The sequence below is a fragment of the Acaryochloris sp. IP29b_bin.148 genome (assembly GCF_028285565.1).
Classification (GTDB): domain Bacteria; phylum Cyanobacteriota; class Cyanobacteriia; order Thermosynechococcales; family Thermosynechococcaceae; genus Acaryochloris.
In genome coordinates this window covers 1-15,027 of record NZ_JANQOY010000076.1, presented here as the reverse complement: position 1 = coordinate 15,027, position 15,027 = coordinate 1, and the positions used below count along the sequence as shown (strand labels likewise).

15 protein-coding genes are annotated in these 15,027 nt (G+C 48.2%); 4 read left to right on the top strand and 11 right to left on the bottom strand.

Annotated features, from left to right (window positions below):
• Positions 1-87 precede the first annotated feature (87 nt).
• Positions 88-192 carry a photosystem II reaction center protein PsbM gene (gene psbM, locus Q0986_RS06935; protein WP_299406679.1) on the top strand — a complete coding sequence of 35 codons (105 nt, stop codon included), beginning with the start codon at positions 88-90 and terminating at the stop codon, positions 190-192.
• A gap of 385 nt (positions 193-577) precedes the next feature.
• Here psbM and Q0986_RS06930 read toward each other — a convergent pair whose 3' ends face one another.
• The 3 genes from Q0986_RS06930 to Q0986_RS06920 form a co-directional block, all read right to left on the bottom strand.
• A complete protein-coding gene (locus tag Q0986_RS06930; RefSeq protein WP_299406675.1) occupies positions 578-826 on the bottom strand; it encodes an RNA-binding protein in 249 nt (82 codons plus the stop codon).
• Between the two features lie 408 nt (positions 827-1,234).
• Positions 1,235-2,629, bottom strand: coding sequence for a glycogen synthase GlgA (gene glgA / locus Q0986_RS06925; protein WP_299406672.1), 1,395 nt, complete (start codon positions 2,627-2,629; stop codon positions 1,235-1,237).
• A 172-nt stretch (positions 2,630-2,801) separates the two neighbouring features.
• Positions 2,802-4,268, bottom strand: coding sequence for an SLBB domain-containing protein (locus Q0986_RS06920; protein ID WP_299406669.1), 1,467 nt, complete (start codon positions 4,266-4,268; stop codon positions 2,802-2,804).
• Positions 4,269-4,539: 271 nt separating this feature from the next.
• Between Q0986_RS06920 and asnS the strand changes: the two genes are divergently transcribed.
• On the top strand, positions 4,540-5,931 hold the full coding sequence (asnS, locus tag Q0986_RS06915) for an asparagine--tRNA ligase (RefSeq protein WP_299406666.1): 1,392 nt from the start codon (positions 4,540-4,542) through the stop codon (positions 5,929-5,931).
• 78 nt (positions 5,932-6,009) lie between these two features.
• Here the strand turns inward: asnS and Q0986_RS06910 are convergent, their stop codons facing one another.
• Positions 6,010-7,638, bottom strand: a complete 1,629-nt coding sequence (locus Q0986_RS06910) for a mechanosensitive ion channel (protein ID WP_299406663.1) — start codon at positions 7,636-7,638, stop codon at positions 6,010-6,012.
• A 451-nt stretch (positions 7,639-8,089) separates the two neighbouring features.
• Between Q0986_RS06910 and Q0986_RS06905 the strand changes: the two genes are divergently transcribed.
• Positions 8,090-9,031, top strand: coding sequence for an aldo/keto reductase (locus Q0986_RS06905; RefSeq protein ID WP_299406660.1), 942 nt, complete (start codon positions 8,090-8,092; stop codon positions 9,029-9,031).
• Positions 9,032-9,061: 30 nt separating this feature from the next.
• Here the strand turns inward: Q0986_RS06905 and murQ are convergent, their stop codons facing one another.
• The gene (gene murQ, locus Q0986_RS06900) at positions 9,062-9,991 is read right to left on the bottom strand and encodes an N-acetylmuramic acid 6-phosphate etherase (protein WP_299406656.1); all 930 of its coding nucleotides are present in this window, start codon (positions 9,989-9,991) and stop codon (positions 9,062-9,064) included.
• 350 nt (positions 9,992-10,341) lie between these two features.
• Between murQ and Q0986_RS06895 the strand changes: the two genes are divergently transcribed.
• Positions 10,342-11,487 (top strand): serine hydrolase, encoded by a 1,146-nt coding sequence (locus tag Q0986_RS06895; protein WP_299406652.1) that lies wholly within the window; start codon positions 10,342-10,344, stop codon positions 11,485-11,487.
• Positions 11,488-11,535: 48 nt separating this feature from the next.
• On the opposite strand, the gene Q0986_RS06890 is transcribed toward Q0986_RS06895, so the two are convergent.
• From Q0986_RS06890 to Q0986_RS06865, 6 genes are all read right to left on the bottom strand, one after another.
• Complete coding sequence (locus tag Q0986_RS06890; RefSeq protein ID WP_299406648.1) at positions 11,536-11,748, bottom strand: hypothetical protein; 213 nt, start codon at positions 11,746-11,748, stop codon at positions 11,536-11,538.
• A 2-nt stretch (positions 11,749-11,750) separates the two neighbouring features.
• Entirely contained in the window at positions 11,751-12,626 is an 876-nt protein-coding gene (locus tag Q0986_RS06885; protein ID WP_299406645.1) for a DUF692 family multinuclear iron-containing protein, read from the bottom strand.
• Positions 12,627-12,630: 4 nt separating this feature from the next.
• The gene (locus tag Q0986_RS06880) at positions 12,631-12,915 is read right to left on the bottom strand and encodes a hypothetical protein (RefSeq protein ID WP_299406640.1); all 285 of its coding nucleotides are present in this window, start codon (positions 12,913-12,915) and stop codon (positions 12,631-12,633) included.
• A 107-nt stretch (positions 12,916-13,022) separates the two neighbouring features.
• Positions 13,023-13,259 (bottom strand): hypothetical protein, encoded by a 237-nt coding sequence (locus tag Q0986_RS06875; RefSeq protein ID WP_299406636.1) that lies wholly within the window; start codon positions 13,257-13,259, stop codon positions 13,023-13,025.
• A gap of 212 nt (positions 13,260-13,471) precedes the next feature.
• Complete coding sequence (locus tag Q0986_RS06870) at positions 13,472-13,705, bottom strand: CTB family bacteriocin (protein WP_299406631.1); 234 nt, start codon at positions 13,703-13,705, stop codon at positions 13,472-13,474.
• A gap of 621 nt (positions 13,706-14,326) precedes the next feature.
• Complete coding sequence (locus Q0986_RS06865) at positions 14,327-14,845, bottom strand: exonuclease domain-containing protein (protein ID WP_366918535.1); 519 nt, start codon at positions 14,843-14,845, stop codon at positions 14,327-14,329.
• Positions 14,846-15,027 lie beyond the last annotated feature (182 nt).

Here is a 15,027-nt window from a genome sequence, read left to right as displayed (position 1 = left end):
AGATATCGATAAATCTTTCCAAAGAGGTTTAGCAAAAATGGTATTGTAAAGTTTATAAATGCCCAGATGAGATAGAGATTAATTCCTATGCCAGTTAATGATTTAGGTGCAATTGCTACCGCTTTATTTGTATTCGTTCCTTGCGTGTTTCTGATTCTTCTCTACGCTCAAACCGCTAGCCGGGGAAGCTAGTCTAGGATCTTAGCAAGAAATTAGAGCTAACAACGTAAGTACCTAGTCTTCAAAACTAGGTACTTATTACTGTCCTTTTCTATTAGGTTATGGATGTCAGCCTCTCACTTCTCTGTTTTGTGAACTCAGTCAAAATGGTGTGGCCTTTTCGGTTGAATTGACATAGCTCTATCAAAGAATATTTAATAATTCACCTATATTTACAGAAAAACCACCCCATTCTATGTATGAAGGAGTGGTTTTTCATTTTTGGACCGATGTGACAGCCTACTCTATACGCACAAGGCTCCTTTGTAGTCCTAAGCAAAAGCTGTCTTACCTGTTCTTATGGTCAAGGGCTTTGGAATACAGCTTTACCCAGGATGGGTAGATGCAAGCGGTTGGATTATCGCTCTCGGGGCTTGGCTTTATTGACTTTTAACTGACGTCCCATCCATTCAGCGCCGTCAAGATCAGCAATTGCTGTTTCTTCAGCGTTGTCTTCTGTCATATCTACAAATGCAAACCCCCGCATTCTGCCTGTTTCCCGATCCATGGGAAGAACAACTCGCTTAACAGTGCCATACTCAGTGAACACTTCGCGGACATCATCCTCAGTTGCTTGATAAGACAGATTGCCAATGTAAATGGTCATAATTAAACTCAGAGATGTGAATTGAACGTTTAAGAGTGCTGAGTAGCAAGCAATGTCAATGACTAGCGAGCGCAAGAGAGAATGCCACTATGTACTAGCGACATCAAGCGCCCATTTTTAGTCTTGTGTATTTGCCAACTGCTACTTGTTTTTACTGCTGCTCTGGGGTGGATAGCCCCTAAGCTCTTGTCTCAATATGTATTTTAATTACTATTGCATTGTCTCATAAGAGCAGACGGTCAGCCTGTCTTTGGTGTCACATCGATGGGGGCAATGGTGAGAATCATTCGACAATTTGAGTTTGTTATCAGCTGAACCCCTGATTTGTGCGTAAGCTAGTACTTTATTATTCCGTAGAGGTATTTTGAGAATGGGTTTAACCCCAACTGAGATTTGATATTTTCGAGATTATTGGGAGGCCATTCCAGCGGATGAGCCAAAAATTTGATGGTACATCCTATCGTATTCTTGGGCTGATTTATCCCAGCTAAAATCGGTCGTCATGCCTCGTCGTTGTAGATCTTGCCAAGTCTGCCGATAGTGGAATCCTTCCCAAGCCCGGATCATACAGGTATATAAGTCGAGCGGTTCATATCGATCAAAGCAGTACCCGGTCCCGGTTTGTTCATTCGGATCGTGGTGAGAGACAGTGTCGACTAGGCCTCCTGTGCGGCGAACGATAGGGACACAACCATATCGCAGGGCTAACATTTGGCTAATGCCGCAGGGTTCATAACGGCTAGGCATTAAAAATGCATCTGCTCCAGCGTAAACTCGCCTTGAAAGGCCAGGATTATAAAGCAGCTGGGTTGACATCCGACCACTAAAACGAGATGCAATTTGCCAGAGTTGGGTTTCATAATAGCGATCGCCTGTCCCTAGCAACACAAATTGTGCATCGGTATAGGCCATAAAGCGATCTAACACTTGAATGACTAGATCCAATCCTTTTTGTTCGACTAAGCGAGCAATCATGCCCACTAGAAAGGCATTGGAGTTGACCTCTAGCCCTAATTCTTCTTGCAGGGCAATTTTATTAGTGACCCGTTTGTCTAATGTGGCCGCAGCGTAATTTTGAGTGATGTATTTATCCGTTTGTGGATTAAAGGCGTTTACATCAATCCCATTCAAGATGCCAACCAGCTTGCCACTAATAAAAGACATCAACCCTTCTAAGGTCTCTCCATAGGCAGGGGTTTGGATCTGTTGAGCGTAGGTCGGTGATACGGTATTTACTTGATCCGCATATTGGACCGCAGCCGCCATCGTGTTATGTCCTTGCATATACCAGGGACACCACGTCATTTGTTCTAGCCGCCATCGCCAGGGTCCTTGATATCCCAAATTATGGATGGTGAACACGCTTGAAATATCAGGTGATTGGTGCATCCATACGGGTATCATGCCTGTGTGCCAATCATGGCAGTGAACAATTTCGGGTTTCCAGTAATTCCAACAGAATTCGGCTGCACCGTTGGCAAAAAAGGTAAATCGCCAATCTTCATTTTCTCCACCATAGATCTGTCGAGGAGCAAAGGTGGGATGTTTGAAGAGGTAAAGGGGAACATCCCGATCTGGCAATACTGTTTCAAAGACGGTAAAGTCCTCAAACATAGCAGAGCCAGACCAAATAGGGGTTTTAGGAATCGTAATTTTGTCGGGGAGGAATCCATAGTAGGGCATAAAAATCCGCACATCATGTCCCATTCGTCGCAGAACAGACGGAAGTGCTCCCACCACATCTGCCATACCCCCTACTTTGGCAAATGGAGCGACTTCTGCCGCCACAAAAAGGATTCGCATATTGACCAGTCCTATGAATCTTGCCAACAATCATATCGGTCTATCGGCCAATATGCGGTTTATTCCCTGCAAACTGCAACAAAACAGCACCTTGAGTAAGGTGCTGTTAGTAGATCACAAGATTTTCAAGTTCAACTGAAAAGTACGCAGTTGGTGATTGAGACGGTCAATTCTAAAACAAAATATTAAAGAGGCCAAATCCACTCGTGATAGGTGAAAGCACGTTTCGAAGTCCGTCACCGAATTTGGTTAAACCAGATCGACCCACAACAATGACGTCATTGTTACGCAAAGCTGGATTACTCTCCTCATTTAAAGGTTGGTCGAAATCCACTTTGATATCTCTTTGAGCCACTGTGCCATCGGGGTTAAGGCGAATGAGTTTGACCTCACCTTTATTCGCGCGTCGGTTGTCAAACCCGCCTGCAGCTAGTACAGCAGTGTTTAAGGGCGTATTGGGCTGAATTTTAACGACGCCGGGTCGGTTGACCTCCCCGACCACATTGACATCAATGGTCGCTGGCGCAAAGCTTATGGTGGACAGCTCCGTAATCTCAGCGGCGGTGAGGCCTTCGGCTTTGGGAACAATGACGGTGTCACCGGCTTGAAGGGCAATGTCCTGAGCCAGATCTCCTTCTTTAAGCAATTTCCAGAGATCGACGTCAATTTCTTGAGGGGTACCATTGTGGGGGCGTCGGAGGATCCGGACTTTACGAATATTTGCTTCCGGTTTGATCCCACCGGCGGTCTGAATCGCCTGTGTTACAGTCGGCAGTTCTGATGAGGTGGCTCTGGTATTGCCTAGGGTGCCTGCGTCTTGAATATCAGAGCTGCCAGGGCGAATGGTATGGGGGCCGGGGCGATATACTTGACCGATAATGGCAATATTAATGGGTTCTGAACGATCCGCAGAGAAACTGGCATTGCTGACTAATAAGGAGTTGTTGAAGTCAACTTCGGTGGTTGCGGGGATCAAAACGGTGTCTTTATCGCGCAATTCTAGGTTTTGGCTTAAGTCTCCTTCTTGAAGTAATTTCAGTAAATCGACGGTAATCAGTTGATCGGGGCCGTTGAGCTGTGGACGACGCACTTTAATTTGACTTAAGTCAGCCGATTGTGAGGTACCGCCAGCCAACTGGATCAGCTGAGTTACGGTGGGGATTTGATTGGGGGACTCTAGGGGATAGGTTCCAGGACGCCTGACTTCACCCGTGACGGCTAAGGTGACAACCCGAGGTCTAACTAGGACCATGGTGACGTAGGGGCGTCGATATAGGCGTGTGTACTGTAGTGAGATTTTTCGCTCCGCTTGACCAATCGATAGCCCCGCTACTTCAACTCGGCCAATCAGCGGTAGGCTGACGGTGCCATCTACCAGGACGGTGTAGTTGGTGGGGAAGAGATCCGTTTGGCCAAACATGGTGAGCTGAATTTCATCCCCTGGCCCTAAGATATACGCTTGTCGATTGGCGGTGGTGTCGCTAGGGGTAGTGACCTGTGCGGCGGGCGCTTGGGCCACAGTCAAGACATTGGTGGCCTCTTGGGATTCTTGTGGCGTTGACACCTGGGCGATAGCAGGGAGCGGCGACAAGGCAGTGGCAATGGTGAGCAGCGCTGCGGAATGAAGAGGGCGAAGCATAGTGAGTTGGAACCCTATAGTAATTTAAATACTTTGATGAAATGACAATTATAAACGATTGGCTATAAAGGACGTTTTATGGGTCTATATGTTTCTATGAGCCACTCATTGGGTATCAAAAATATTAGGTTTAGCTATTGGCCCTGGACCGTTAAAACGGCAAGGGTTGCCACCAGGGGGTGCATTTGCCCTCTTTTATCGAAGCACATGGTGTTCCATTCGCAGATTAGACTGTTGACAGTGTTTGTAATCAGCAAAGCGACTTTTCTGCATGGATATTAAACGTATCATTGAGCTACTTCGGCATGGGCAACCGGGTGACAAGATTCAGGTACAAGGTTGGGTGCGGACGAAGCGAGAGTTAAAAGACTTTGCTTTTCTAGATCTGAATGACGGTTCGTCGTTGCAGGGGCTGCAGGTGGTGATTAACCCTGATCTCCCTGATTATGACCAGACACTTAAGTTGCTGAACACGGGTTCTTCTGTATCGATTGCTGGGGAATTGGTTGCTTCTCAAGGGAAAAATCAGCGAATTGAACTGCAAGCGTCGACGGTCAAAATTTGGGGAACGGCAGATTTAGAAACATATCCCTTGCAAAAGAAGCGGCATTCCTTTGAGTTTTTGCGGACGATTGCGCATTTGCGATCGCGCACCAATACCCTCGGCGCTGTTTTTCGGGTTCGCAATGCCTGCTCAGCCGCCATTCATCAGTTTTTCCAAGATCAGGGATTTTTATGGATCCATACACCCATTATTACGGCCAGTGACTGTGAGGGGGCAGGAGAGCAACTAGCCGTGACGAGCCTCGATCTACAAAATGTCCCCTTAGCAGAAGACCAAACCGTTGATTACAGTCAAGATTTTTTTGGCAAACCCACCTATTTAACCGTCAGTGGCCAGTTAGAGGGAGAAATCATGGCCTCTGCCTTCTGCAATATCTACACCTTCGGTCCCACCTTCCGAGCAGAGAACTCCAATACCTCTAGACACTTAGCCGAATTTTGGATGGTAGAACCAGAAATGGCCTTTTGTGATTTGCAGGGGGATATGGATCTGGCAGAGGCATTTCTCAAACATATTTTTCAATCGGTTCTAGAACGCTGTCCAGAGGATTTCGAGTTCTTTAATCAGCGGATTGATCAATCGGTTTTGGCCACAGCAGACCAAATTATTAACAGCGAATTTGCCCGCATTACCTATACAGAAGCGATTGAACGTTTAGAAAAAGCCAGCAAAAAATTTGAATTCCCGGTTGAGTGGGGGTTGGATTTGCAATCCGAGCATGAGCGCTATTTATCAGAAGAGTTATTTAAGCGGCCTGTGATTGTCACGGATTACCCCAAGGAGATCAAAGCGTTTTATATGCGTCTCAATGACGATGATAAAACCGTGGCAGCGATGGATGTGCTAGTCCCTAAAATTGGCGAAATTATTGGAGGGGCTCAACGAGAAGAGCGCTTAGATCTATTGGAACAACGGATTCAAGCCCAAGGACTCCCCATGGAAGAGTATTGGTGGTATCTGGATCTGCGCCGCTATGGAACAGTCCCCCATGCTGGGTTTGGATTGGGGTTTGAACGACTCGTCCAGTTTATGACGGGAATGACCAATATCCGGGATGTGATTCCTTTTCCCCGGACTCCCTTAAACGCTGATTTTTAGGGAGTTTCAAACTTTTAAAAAAACGAGAGAGCCACTCTAGAGCGGCCCTCTCAGTCTTAGCTAAATTTCTTGATCAGTTTAGCGTCTGGATTCAAAGTTATTCAGCCACTTACGGACTTGCTCACCGGCAATATCCATGCCTCCGAAACCGAAAGCCAGTGCTAGTGCAACAGCGATGGCACCTAGCAATAGACCAAAGGCAAGATTAACAATATTGGTGGCAATTCCCATTTGCTGAAGGGCCATCGCAGACACTAAAGCAATAATGGCAACACGGGCGGCTTGAGCGACCAATCGAGCTTGGCCACCGCCAGAACTAGACACCATATTGAAGGTCAAATTGGCAAGATATAAACCAATACCGAAGACCAAGACACCCACTAATACTTGAGCCAAAACACGGAGTAGTTCTGTGATTACCCCAGTCAAAGGCCGAAACTGTAAAACATCTGTGGCAGGAATCAGGAAGACTAGAATGGTCCCCACTAATACAACCAAACCGGCAATCTCTGAAGGTGTTTTTCGAGTGGTCGTAACGGCACCTTCTTCAGAAAGGCTATCGGTGGGTTCTTGGGCAGCTTGTAACCCCAGGAGTTGAAAAATATTGTTGAAGCCAAAGTTGGCGAGTAGACCTGCAACCAAATCGCCAATGATTTTGCCGAGAATGTAGGCCACCCCTAAGATAACGGCTGCTGTAAAGATTCTAGGAATTGTTCTGAGCACATCCCGCAGCATTTCCACGGCAGGCTCAGAAATTGCGGCAATTCCCAAGGCTTGGAAGGCGGAGATGGCAAAGGGGATCAGAATGAAAACGTAGACGACGCTTCCTGCTAGGGAAGAGAGACTTTGGCCACCAATGGCTTGCGTTAACCCCAATTGCTGTCCCCATCGATCTGCGCCACTCGCCGTCAACAAATTGGTAACGATCATGCGGACAATGCGAGCCACAAACCAACCGGCAACCCCAATCAGAACGGCTCCCAAGACATTGGGCAGGACTGCCAAGATGTCTTGAACCATTGCCTGCACGGGCTGTAAGGGTCCCTGCAGTTTTAAGGTTTCTAAAACAGGCAATAGGAACAGCAGGAAAATAAACCAATAAATGGTATTGCCCAGGGTTTCACTAATCGAAACCGATGGTTGACTACCGGCACTACCTGTGGATGTATTTAAGCGCTCATCGACTGACAAGGATTGGAGCAGGCGTACCACTACCAATTTGGCAACGGTTGCAAGAACCCAGGCCACGCCCATTAAGACGATAGCCCCACCAATTTGGGGTAAATATCCAATCACCTTGTCGAGGAGATTGGTAAGGGGATCAGAAATGGATTTCAGCTGCAACGCCTGCAAAAAGCCGACGATGGCAAACAGCATGACGATCCAAAAAGCAATTGAGGCGATTAACTTCTCAACATTGGCCGCTGCCCGCGAGTCATCGGTGCCAGACAGCCAGCGGGCAAGGCGATTGTCAATATCTGTTTTAGAAAGCAGGGCTTGGACAAACCACTTGACGAAAAAGGCGACAATAACGCCAATAATCAGGAAGGCTGCCGCACCCAGTAGATTGGGAACTGATTTACCCAGTTCATTGGTGACCGTTTTTAGGACATCACCTGAGGGAGCTGACGCTTGACCTAATATAAAGTCCCCCCTGGGAACCGATGTGACCAATGCACTTGAGAGTGTATGTGTGAAGGCATCCATTGATTTCTAGCTCTAAGTCCGATATTTGCAATAGGAAACTAATAGGAAAATGATTTAAGAAAACTTCCTTTATGCCAGTTCATGTACAACGCGAATAGGGTTGGTATATCAATGCAAGCTATTTACATCAAACTATCAGGCTCACCATAGACCCTGGTGGGGCGAAGTAATCAAGTTTTAATAAAAGCTTTTGATCTAAATGGTGATTGTCTCGCCATTTTTTCGGTGAAATCCCTTGTCTACAGCGTTTTTAGGTAGGTAAAGCTAATTTTCTGATTTATAAAGAATAAGTAACAAAGCGGAAACTGCCTAGGGTTGTATCAGTTGTAAACAGGAGAATTTGGGACATTACAAGGTGGCTTAGAAGTCTCGTTGACCATACCCTGAAGCGCCCTTAGCCTAGAGACTTTTCATTAAACTTTAAGAATACAGATAGAAAAAGACTTTACTCATGCTCACCAAACAACTGGGACCTCATGGACCACACGTTTCTGCGATTGGGATTGGCACGTGGTCGTGGGGCGATCGTCTGTTCTGGGGATATGGCAGTCAGTATGGAGAAACCGAGGTTGCCGCAGCCTTCCAAGCTGCTGTTGCTGCGGGCATTACGCTCTTTGATACCGCTGAAATTTACGGATGGGGAGAATCAGAACGACTGTTAGGTCGGTTTCAGGCCGATCACCCGAGCTCCCTTTGTCTGGCCACCAAGTATGGCCCAGTGCCTTGGCGACTCACTCAAGACACGGTATTGAGAGCGATCCGAGATAGCTTGAGTCGCCTACAGACGGATACCATCGATTTATATCAGGTGCATTGGCCCTTTAGCTTCTTGATGAGTTACGAAACGCTATTTAAAGCATTAGCGACAGCAGTTCACCAGGGACTGATTCAAACGGTAGGGGTCAGCAACTACAGCGTTGATCAAATGCGAAAAGCCCATCAACTCTTGGCGCAGCAGGGGATACCACTGGCTGTAAATCAGGTGCGGTATTCCTTAATTACTCGGCAAATTGAGCGTCAGGGGCTAACCGCTGCGGCCCGAGACTTAAAGGTTACCCTTTTGGCGTACAGCCCCTTGGCCCAAGGATTACTGACGGGTAAATACAGTTCAGGACAGTCTCCTGCGGGTGCCCGAGCCTCAGATAGACGCTTTAAGCCCGACGGTCTACGCAAGCTGGCGCCGGTCACGAATCTCTTACAGAAATTGGCAATGGTTCATGATAAGACCATGGCCCAGGTGGCGTTGAACTGGTTGATCGCTCAAGAGGGTGTGATTCCCATCCCTGGGGCGAAGACAGCCCAGCAGGCGACGGAAAATGTGGGGGCATTAGGATGGTCACTGACGACGGACGAAGTGGCGGCGCTGTCTGAGGCCAGTCGTCCTTGGTTATAAAGTCTGTTTGTTCGACCGAAGAATGACGGCTTAGGCGGTTGAATGGTGATGGACTGCCTGCCGCAGATTACCTTGATGAGTGTCGAGCAGGGTTTGGCCTTGCTCAGGCGACAGTCCTGTCCAATGCACTAATAACGCTAATTTAACTTTGTGATCGCATCTCTCCAACAACACAGCGGCCTGCTCACGGGGGAGCTCGGTGAGGTCACAGATAATCCGTAAGGCTCGGTCTTCCAATTTACTGTTAGTCACGGATACATCCACCATCCGATTGCCATAGACTTTGCCGATCTGAACCATGGCCCCTGTGGAGATAATATTGAGGGCCAATTTAGTGACACTGCCCGCTTTGAGGCGGGTCGACCCTGCCAAAATTTCTGGCCCGACCAATAATCGCACGTCAATATCCACGTCTAACGCCACCTGATCGGCAGGGACACAGGCCATAAACACCGTGGTTGCTCCCCGTCGATGGGCCTCTTTCAGAGCACCGTGCACATAGGGGGTGGTGCCGCCAGCGGTAATGCCCACAACCACATCTAATTCGGAGATATGGCGATCTGCGATCGCAGTGACGCCATCCTCGGCTCGATCTTCCAATGCTTCTGAACTTCTGATAAGGGCTGCCTCTCCACCAGCCAAGATTCCCTGTACCATTTCCGGTGGCGTACAAAAGGTGGGCGGACATTCGGCTGCATCTAAAACACCCAGACGACCACTGGTGCCTGCCCCCACATAGAATAAGCGCCCTCCCTGTTGGAAGGCCGTAGCGGTTTTTTCAATGGCAGTGGCGAGGGGCTCGCGAGCAGCCGCGATCGCCTCTATCAGGTTCTGGTCCTCTTGATTAAATAAATCCACCAGCTCCAAGGCCGTGCGTTGATCGAGATTTTGGCTATTGGGATTAATCTGTTCCGTTAACAGATGTCCTCGTTGGTTCAAGGGCTGAGAATTAGACGTCAAGGCGATTACCTGAGATCGATACACAATTAATGGGTCAACTAGACCCCATTACCCTAACCCTTGAAGGAACATCCTGGAAGCCTTCTCACTCAAATTAAAAGGGGCTAGACGGTGGGCTAAATCCCTTAACCTCAACGTATGAGCAGTTCTTCCCTGTCTTTGTGTAAATAGAGTGGGGGCGTTATCAGCCTTTCACTGTTCTCTAGGTATCGCGTCCAGGTGTGTTAGGTTCAATGTTGAGATCAGCCTTGATCCGTTGTGCAGCCCTTGTTAGATAAAGATCTGACAGAAAAATGGCAGCTACTTTTGGTTTGTGTTGGATAGCAGCAGGGTGAATTGAAGTGAAAAGAGTGCTGATCATACTGGCAGGTCTCTTCTCCATAGGATTAGTGGTCACAGGGGGCGTGGTGGCATGGCACTGGACCTTTATTCAGCGAATACTCACCTATCCTGATCGGTCTGTAACGGATGCAGGATGGTACACCCCGATGGAGACCCTGCCGGGTGGGAACAGTCCTCCGATTCCGAAGGCCCGCCCACCCATTTCCCAGGCCGCGATCGATCAGATGACTCGCTATGCGGAAGACCATAAGTCCTCCGCATTCTTAGTGATGCATCAGGGCAAGATCGTCGTGGAAAAGTACTGGCGAGGCCATGACTCTAATGCCTATACCAATTCCATGTCTTTGGCGAAAACGGTTTTGTCTTTGCTGATTGGGATTGCGATCGCAGAAGGGGATATCCAGTCTGAACTCGACCCAGTGGCGAAGTATGTTCCTGAATGGGCGAAGGATGACCGGGCGAAAATCACGATTCAAGATTTACTGAAAATGCAGTCCGGCCTACGAGATTATGAGGCCACCAACGATCCCTTTTCGGATGTGGTTCAGATGTATCTGGGAACTGATGCCAAAGCTGCTGCACTAAAGGTCCCTGCCGTTTCTCCACCAGGTCAAGCCTTTGCCTATGTCAATGCCAATAGCCAAATTTTAGGGTTGGTGTTGGAGCGGGCCACGGGGCAACGTTATGGTCAATATTTGGCCACTAAGCTGTGGCAACCTATGGGTGCTCAGGAGGCGCAGCTATGGTTAGATCGACCGGAGGGCAATGCGAAACCGTTTTGCTGTTTGTTTGCGCGATCGCAAGATTGGCTCCGGGTGGGGCAACTCCTCCTCAATGCTGGCAAGGTGGACCAACAGCAACTGGTGCCTGCGAACTGGATTAAAAAGATGATTACGTCTGATGGTGTGGAACCGATCTATGGTTATCACATCTGGTTGAAGGCACGTACTGAAGGTGGGCCGGGATATCGAAAGATGTCAACGGAACCGTTCTTAGCGGACGATATGTTTTATCTGGATGGGTGGGGGCAGCAGCGAGTCTATGTGATGCCGTCTCAGGAGTTGGTTATTGTTCGGGTGGGAGACAAACCTGAGGATTGGGATGATGCGATGATTCCCAACCTCTTAATTCGTGATCTGCAAGCGGCGGATTAGATATTTGTTCTGGATGTGGTTCGTAGTTATAAACCGGATTAACCCCTGTCAATCCTGGGTTTGAGGTCGGCGCTGGCCCCATTTTTTGACTAAGATAGCGGCAATTTCCACCATATTGGGATCAAACGTATTGACGTAGCTGGCTAACCCTTGGTTCAAGGTTTGGGCACTGAGTTGAGCGAGGATATCTTCGGTCTCAGCAGAGGTGGACAGCATCTCCAGTAAACAGGCTTGAAACTCAGCGAGGTCTTGTTCTTGCATCTTTAACCTCCTCCTTCAGGGGCTGAACAACAACGATCGGTAATCTGGCGAATCTGGTCAAAGTCTTGCCTGAACTGATGTTGCTCTCTATCTGAGGTCAGTGTATCGCCCAGTCGTTCTAAAATAATCGCTTCCACCTGAGGACACTTTTGCAGGGCAACCTCTAGGAGTTTAAAGACGGCTGTAGGAACAGCGTGATCATGGGTATCTCGCCGAATTTGGTTAGAGCCATGTTGACTCCAGGATCCACCCGAAAGGTGCAGCTCTCGCACCCGTTCTAGGGGGTATAGGTTTAAGATTTCTGATGCAGATAGCTGGAAGTTATGCATCTGGCAGTAGAGATTATGCAAATCCAGCAGCAGAAAGCCATCCACAGGTGCTAAAAGCTGTTCTAAAAATTCGCCCTGTTGGTAAACATCCTGCAAGCCAAAGGCAAAGGCCAAGTTCTCTAAACCCACGGGCACTTGGGCAATCTCCGCGAATTGCTGGATGCGATCGCAACCTAGTTTCAGCGTTTCCGGCAATAAGGGCATCGGCAATGGCGCGCTGCGGGCAAAATTCCGAGTCGCCATCCAGCCAAAATGTTCGGAAATATGGCGATAGGCATAGTCTTGACATTCTGCCTGCAAACAAGCCAACCAATGCCGCCGATCGACCTGAGCAGAAAGCAGTGAGTAGCTGACCCCATGCCCTAGTAGGCGATTGCGCTGGCTAAACTGCCTCAAAACCGAGGGTAATGGCTCAGGCAACGACCTCCCTCCCCAACCCATATCAAAACTCCACTCCACCACCTCAACTACATCAGCCTCAAACAGAGGCTGAACCGCCTGCCAAAAGACGGGTTGGGGCATCAATGATAGACCAATCTGTGGTGTCATTGGCTTAGCCCATTCCGCACGGTGGGCAAGGATCATGGGGGAACTGGCGTGGATCAAAGGACGTTGAATGGGGGGGGATGGGTGAAATCGCTACATTAGGTTCCCCCTGCATCAGTGGGGGTTCTTGAGGTGGTGACTCAATCTGAATGATCTGCGTTTCTGACTGAGGGAGAGGGGACTGAAACCACCATTGAGCATCAGTAGGGCGAGTAGGGCGGGCTTGGACAATAAAATCGGTTAGGAAAAGGAAGCATACACTTAAACCAGCCGCAAGAGAAACTGTTTTCATGGAACGTCTAGCAATTTTTTGGGCAATTTCACGATACCCAAGAAATAAGGTGACTCAGGGCTGGGTTTCAAAAACAGAAACCCAGCCCTGGCAGTAACGGAGCGAGATTAGCCCATGCCGCAAGCTGGACAACCGCCTCCGGTGTGCCGAGGATCAGAGCCGGGTAAAGGATACGCTGCACCTGGTCCGGTAGGGAGGGACATGGCGGGCATTTCCATTGTTGGTGCCCCATAATTCTGCTGCGACCCATAATCCTGCTGCGATCCATCACTGCCGCAGAACATGCAACCGCCTGAAAGTTTCTCTTGCTGTTGTTCTGAGACGTCTGAAAATAACTGAGACATAGTCATAACCTCAATGACGATGAAAAATAACTGAAGCCCACAGACGACTAACGGTTTCAGTGCGCTGTTAGTTCGTCTGATATAGGCCAAAACGGTTTTTGAGCTGAAATCTGTAACGATAGAGAGCTGCTAAGGTATAGGCGGGACAAGCGTTTCTATTCCCCCAATATGCTTTGCCGCAATAGCAGCCCTTGGGTTGTCACTTACTTGGATTAGTCGACAACACCAAATTGCAGACTGAATGCACTAGTGTCGATTTCTTGATTAGCACCAGCGATGTTACCTGCAGCAGCAGAGCCACCAGGGCCAGAAGCGGCGACACCATTAGAACCCAACAACTCTGTATCAGAATAAAAAGTGGTTGCGTTCAAATTGAGCGTAGTGATAGCACCACCTGCAACGAGTTCTTGCTGTTGATCAGATAATTCAGTAAATAATTCAGACATAATGGATGACCTCAACTTTCACACAAGGATTTGGTTAACGTTCAAACTCATTGCGTTGTTTGAACTGTCTGCATTAGACCATTGGCGTTGGGAGGGATCAGTGATATGGAGCATCGGTGATGGTGATCTGTGACAGAGGAACGCTGTAAACCTGTGCCCACCTGATATCAGCGGACAGCAGAATACCTGCATCCCAGAGGAATGCCTCGTCAACGGTGGACTAGGGGAAATCATCAAACGCTTTGAGTAGAAATGCCATCGAGGGTGGAGTGTGCATTGACCGCCTTGGGAGCAATGTTGGTGGATCTGTTGTTTGCGATCGAACCCATTTCTCAGAGGTGGTGAACTCTCGCATCAATATGATCCAATAACCCATCAAGAGCCTTAAACTCAATCAACAGAAGTGCGATTCGCGCGAGCGACCATAACCCCCATCGTACCTATTCCTGATATCACTCCAAGCCCCCAGATCTGTTTAATCTGTCCTACAGTCCAAGATTGGGCATCAATCAGGAGTCCGATACCCAGCTCAACGGCCATCACTATCAGAAAAACGAACAGATTGAAATGAAGATCGAGAGGCATAGTGTTGGTTTGTGAGCATGTAAATGAGTGGGTGGTTTACTTCAGGCTAATTTTTAAGCCCTGTTCCTTCATCAGTAATAGCGCCTCTGCATTACCCCGAGCGTCATCCACCGGATGGTGAGTATGCGCCGTTTTCCGTAAGTGCTTGAAATTCGTGAAGGTGTCCTTGACCAACCCTTTGTACAGAGAACCGAGATTGGAAGACGTATAGCCGAAGGGATTATTGCCCAGGAAATGGTGAAAATACCAATTGATAAACTGCCAGTCGAACCCATTATTGTCCGCAATAAAAAACGGACGCCCCTTACTATTCTCGGCAATCCAGTCTGCAAACGCCTGCATCACCGTAGCTGGTTCCTCAAATCCCAGGACATCATCTCGACTGAAGCCACTAACTGCTAACGCTTCTGGAATCCACTGTTCAGAGATTGGCTTTAACTGCCCATAAAATGTTTTGGACAGCGTTGGCTCTACAATTACAGCTCCAAAACAAACCATCGAATAGTCGCCGGGAATAGGGCCATCAGACTCCACATCGACCATCACAACACTCATCACCATTCCTCGCCACAGAAACCTATCCAAGATAGCCTATCCAAGGTCTACTGGGCATACCTCTCCTCGCAGCTCTTCAAGACTCAGCAGGATTCAGGAAACTTTAATCTATGATTAATGAATCAAAATTGATATCAAGATATATTCAACACAGATAAAAATTCCTATAAATACCCACACCC

Coding starts and splice junctions, on each gene's coding strand:
- Q0986_RS06910 (WP_299406663.1), bottom strand. CDS start 7,638: ATGGATGCCTTCACACATACACTCTCAAGTGCATTGGTCACATCGGTT.
- psbM (WP_299406679.1), top strand. CDS start 88: ATGCCAGTTAATGATTTAGGTGCAATTGCTACCGCTTTATTTGTATTC.
- Q0986_RS06905 (WP_299406660.1), top strand. CDS start 8,090: ATGCTCACCAAACAACTGGGACCTCATGGACCACACGTTTCTGCGATT.
- Q0986_RS06865 (WP_366918535.1), bottom strand. CDS start 14,845: ATGAGTGTTGTGATGGTCGATGTGGAGTCTGATGGCCCTATTCCCGGC.
- Q0986_RS06890 (WP_299406648.1), bottom strand. CDS start 11,748: ATGCAAGAACAAGACCTCGCTGAGTTTCAAGCCTGTTTACTGGAGATG.
- asnS (WP_299406666.1), top strand. CDS start 4,540: ATGGATATTAAACGTATCATTGAGCTACTTCGGCATGGGCAACCGGGT.
- Q0986_RS06885 (WP_299406645.1), bottom strand. CDS start 12,626: ATGACACCACAGATTGGTCTATCATTGATGCCCCAACCCGTCTTTTGG.
- Q0986_RS06875 (WP_299406636.1), bottom strand. CDS start 13,259: ATGTCTCAGTTATTTTCAGACGTCTCAGAACAACAGCAAGAGAAACTT.
- glgA (WP_299406672.1), bottom strand. CDS start 2,629: ATGCGAATCCTTTTTGTGGCGGCAGAAGTCGCTCCATTTGCCAAAGTA.
- Q0986_RS06920 (WP_299406669.1), bottom strand. CDS start 4,268: ATGCTTCGCCCTCTTCATTCCGCAGCGCTGCTCACCATTGCCACTGCC.
- Q0986_RS06930 (WP_299406675.1), bottom strand. CDS start 826: ATGACCATTTACATTGGCAATCTGTCTTATCAAGCAACTGAGGATGAT.
- Q0986_RS06880 (WP_299406640.1), bottom strand. CDS start 12,915: ATGAAAACAGTTTCTCTTGCGGCTGGTTTAAGTGTATGCTTCCTTTTC.
- Q0986_RS06870 (WP_299406631.1), bottom strand. CDS start 13,705: ATGTCTGAATTATTTACTGAATTATCTGATCAACAGCAAGAACTCGTT.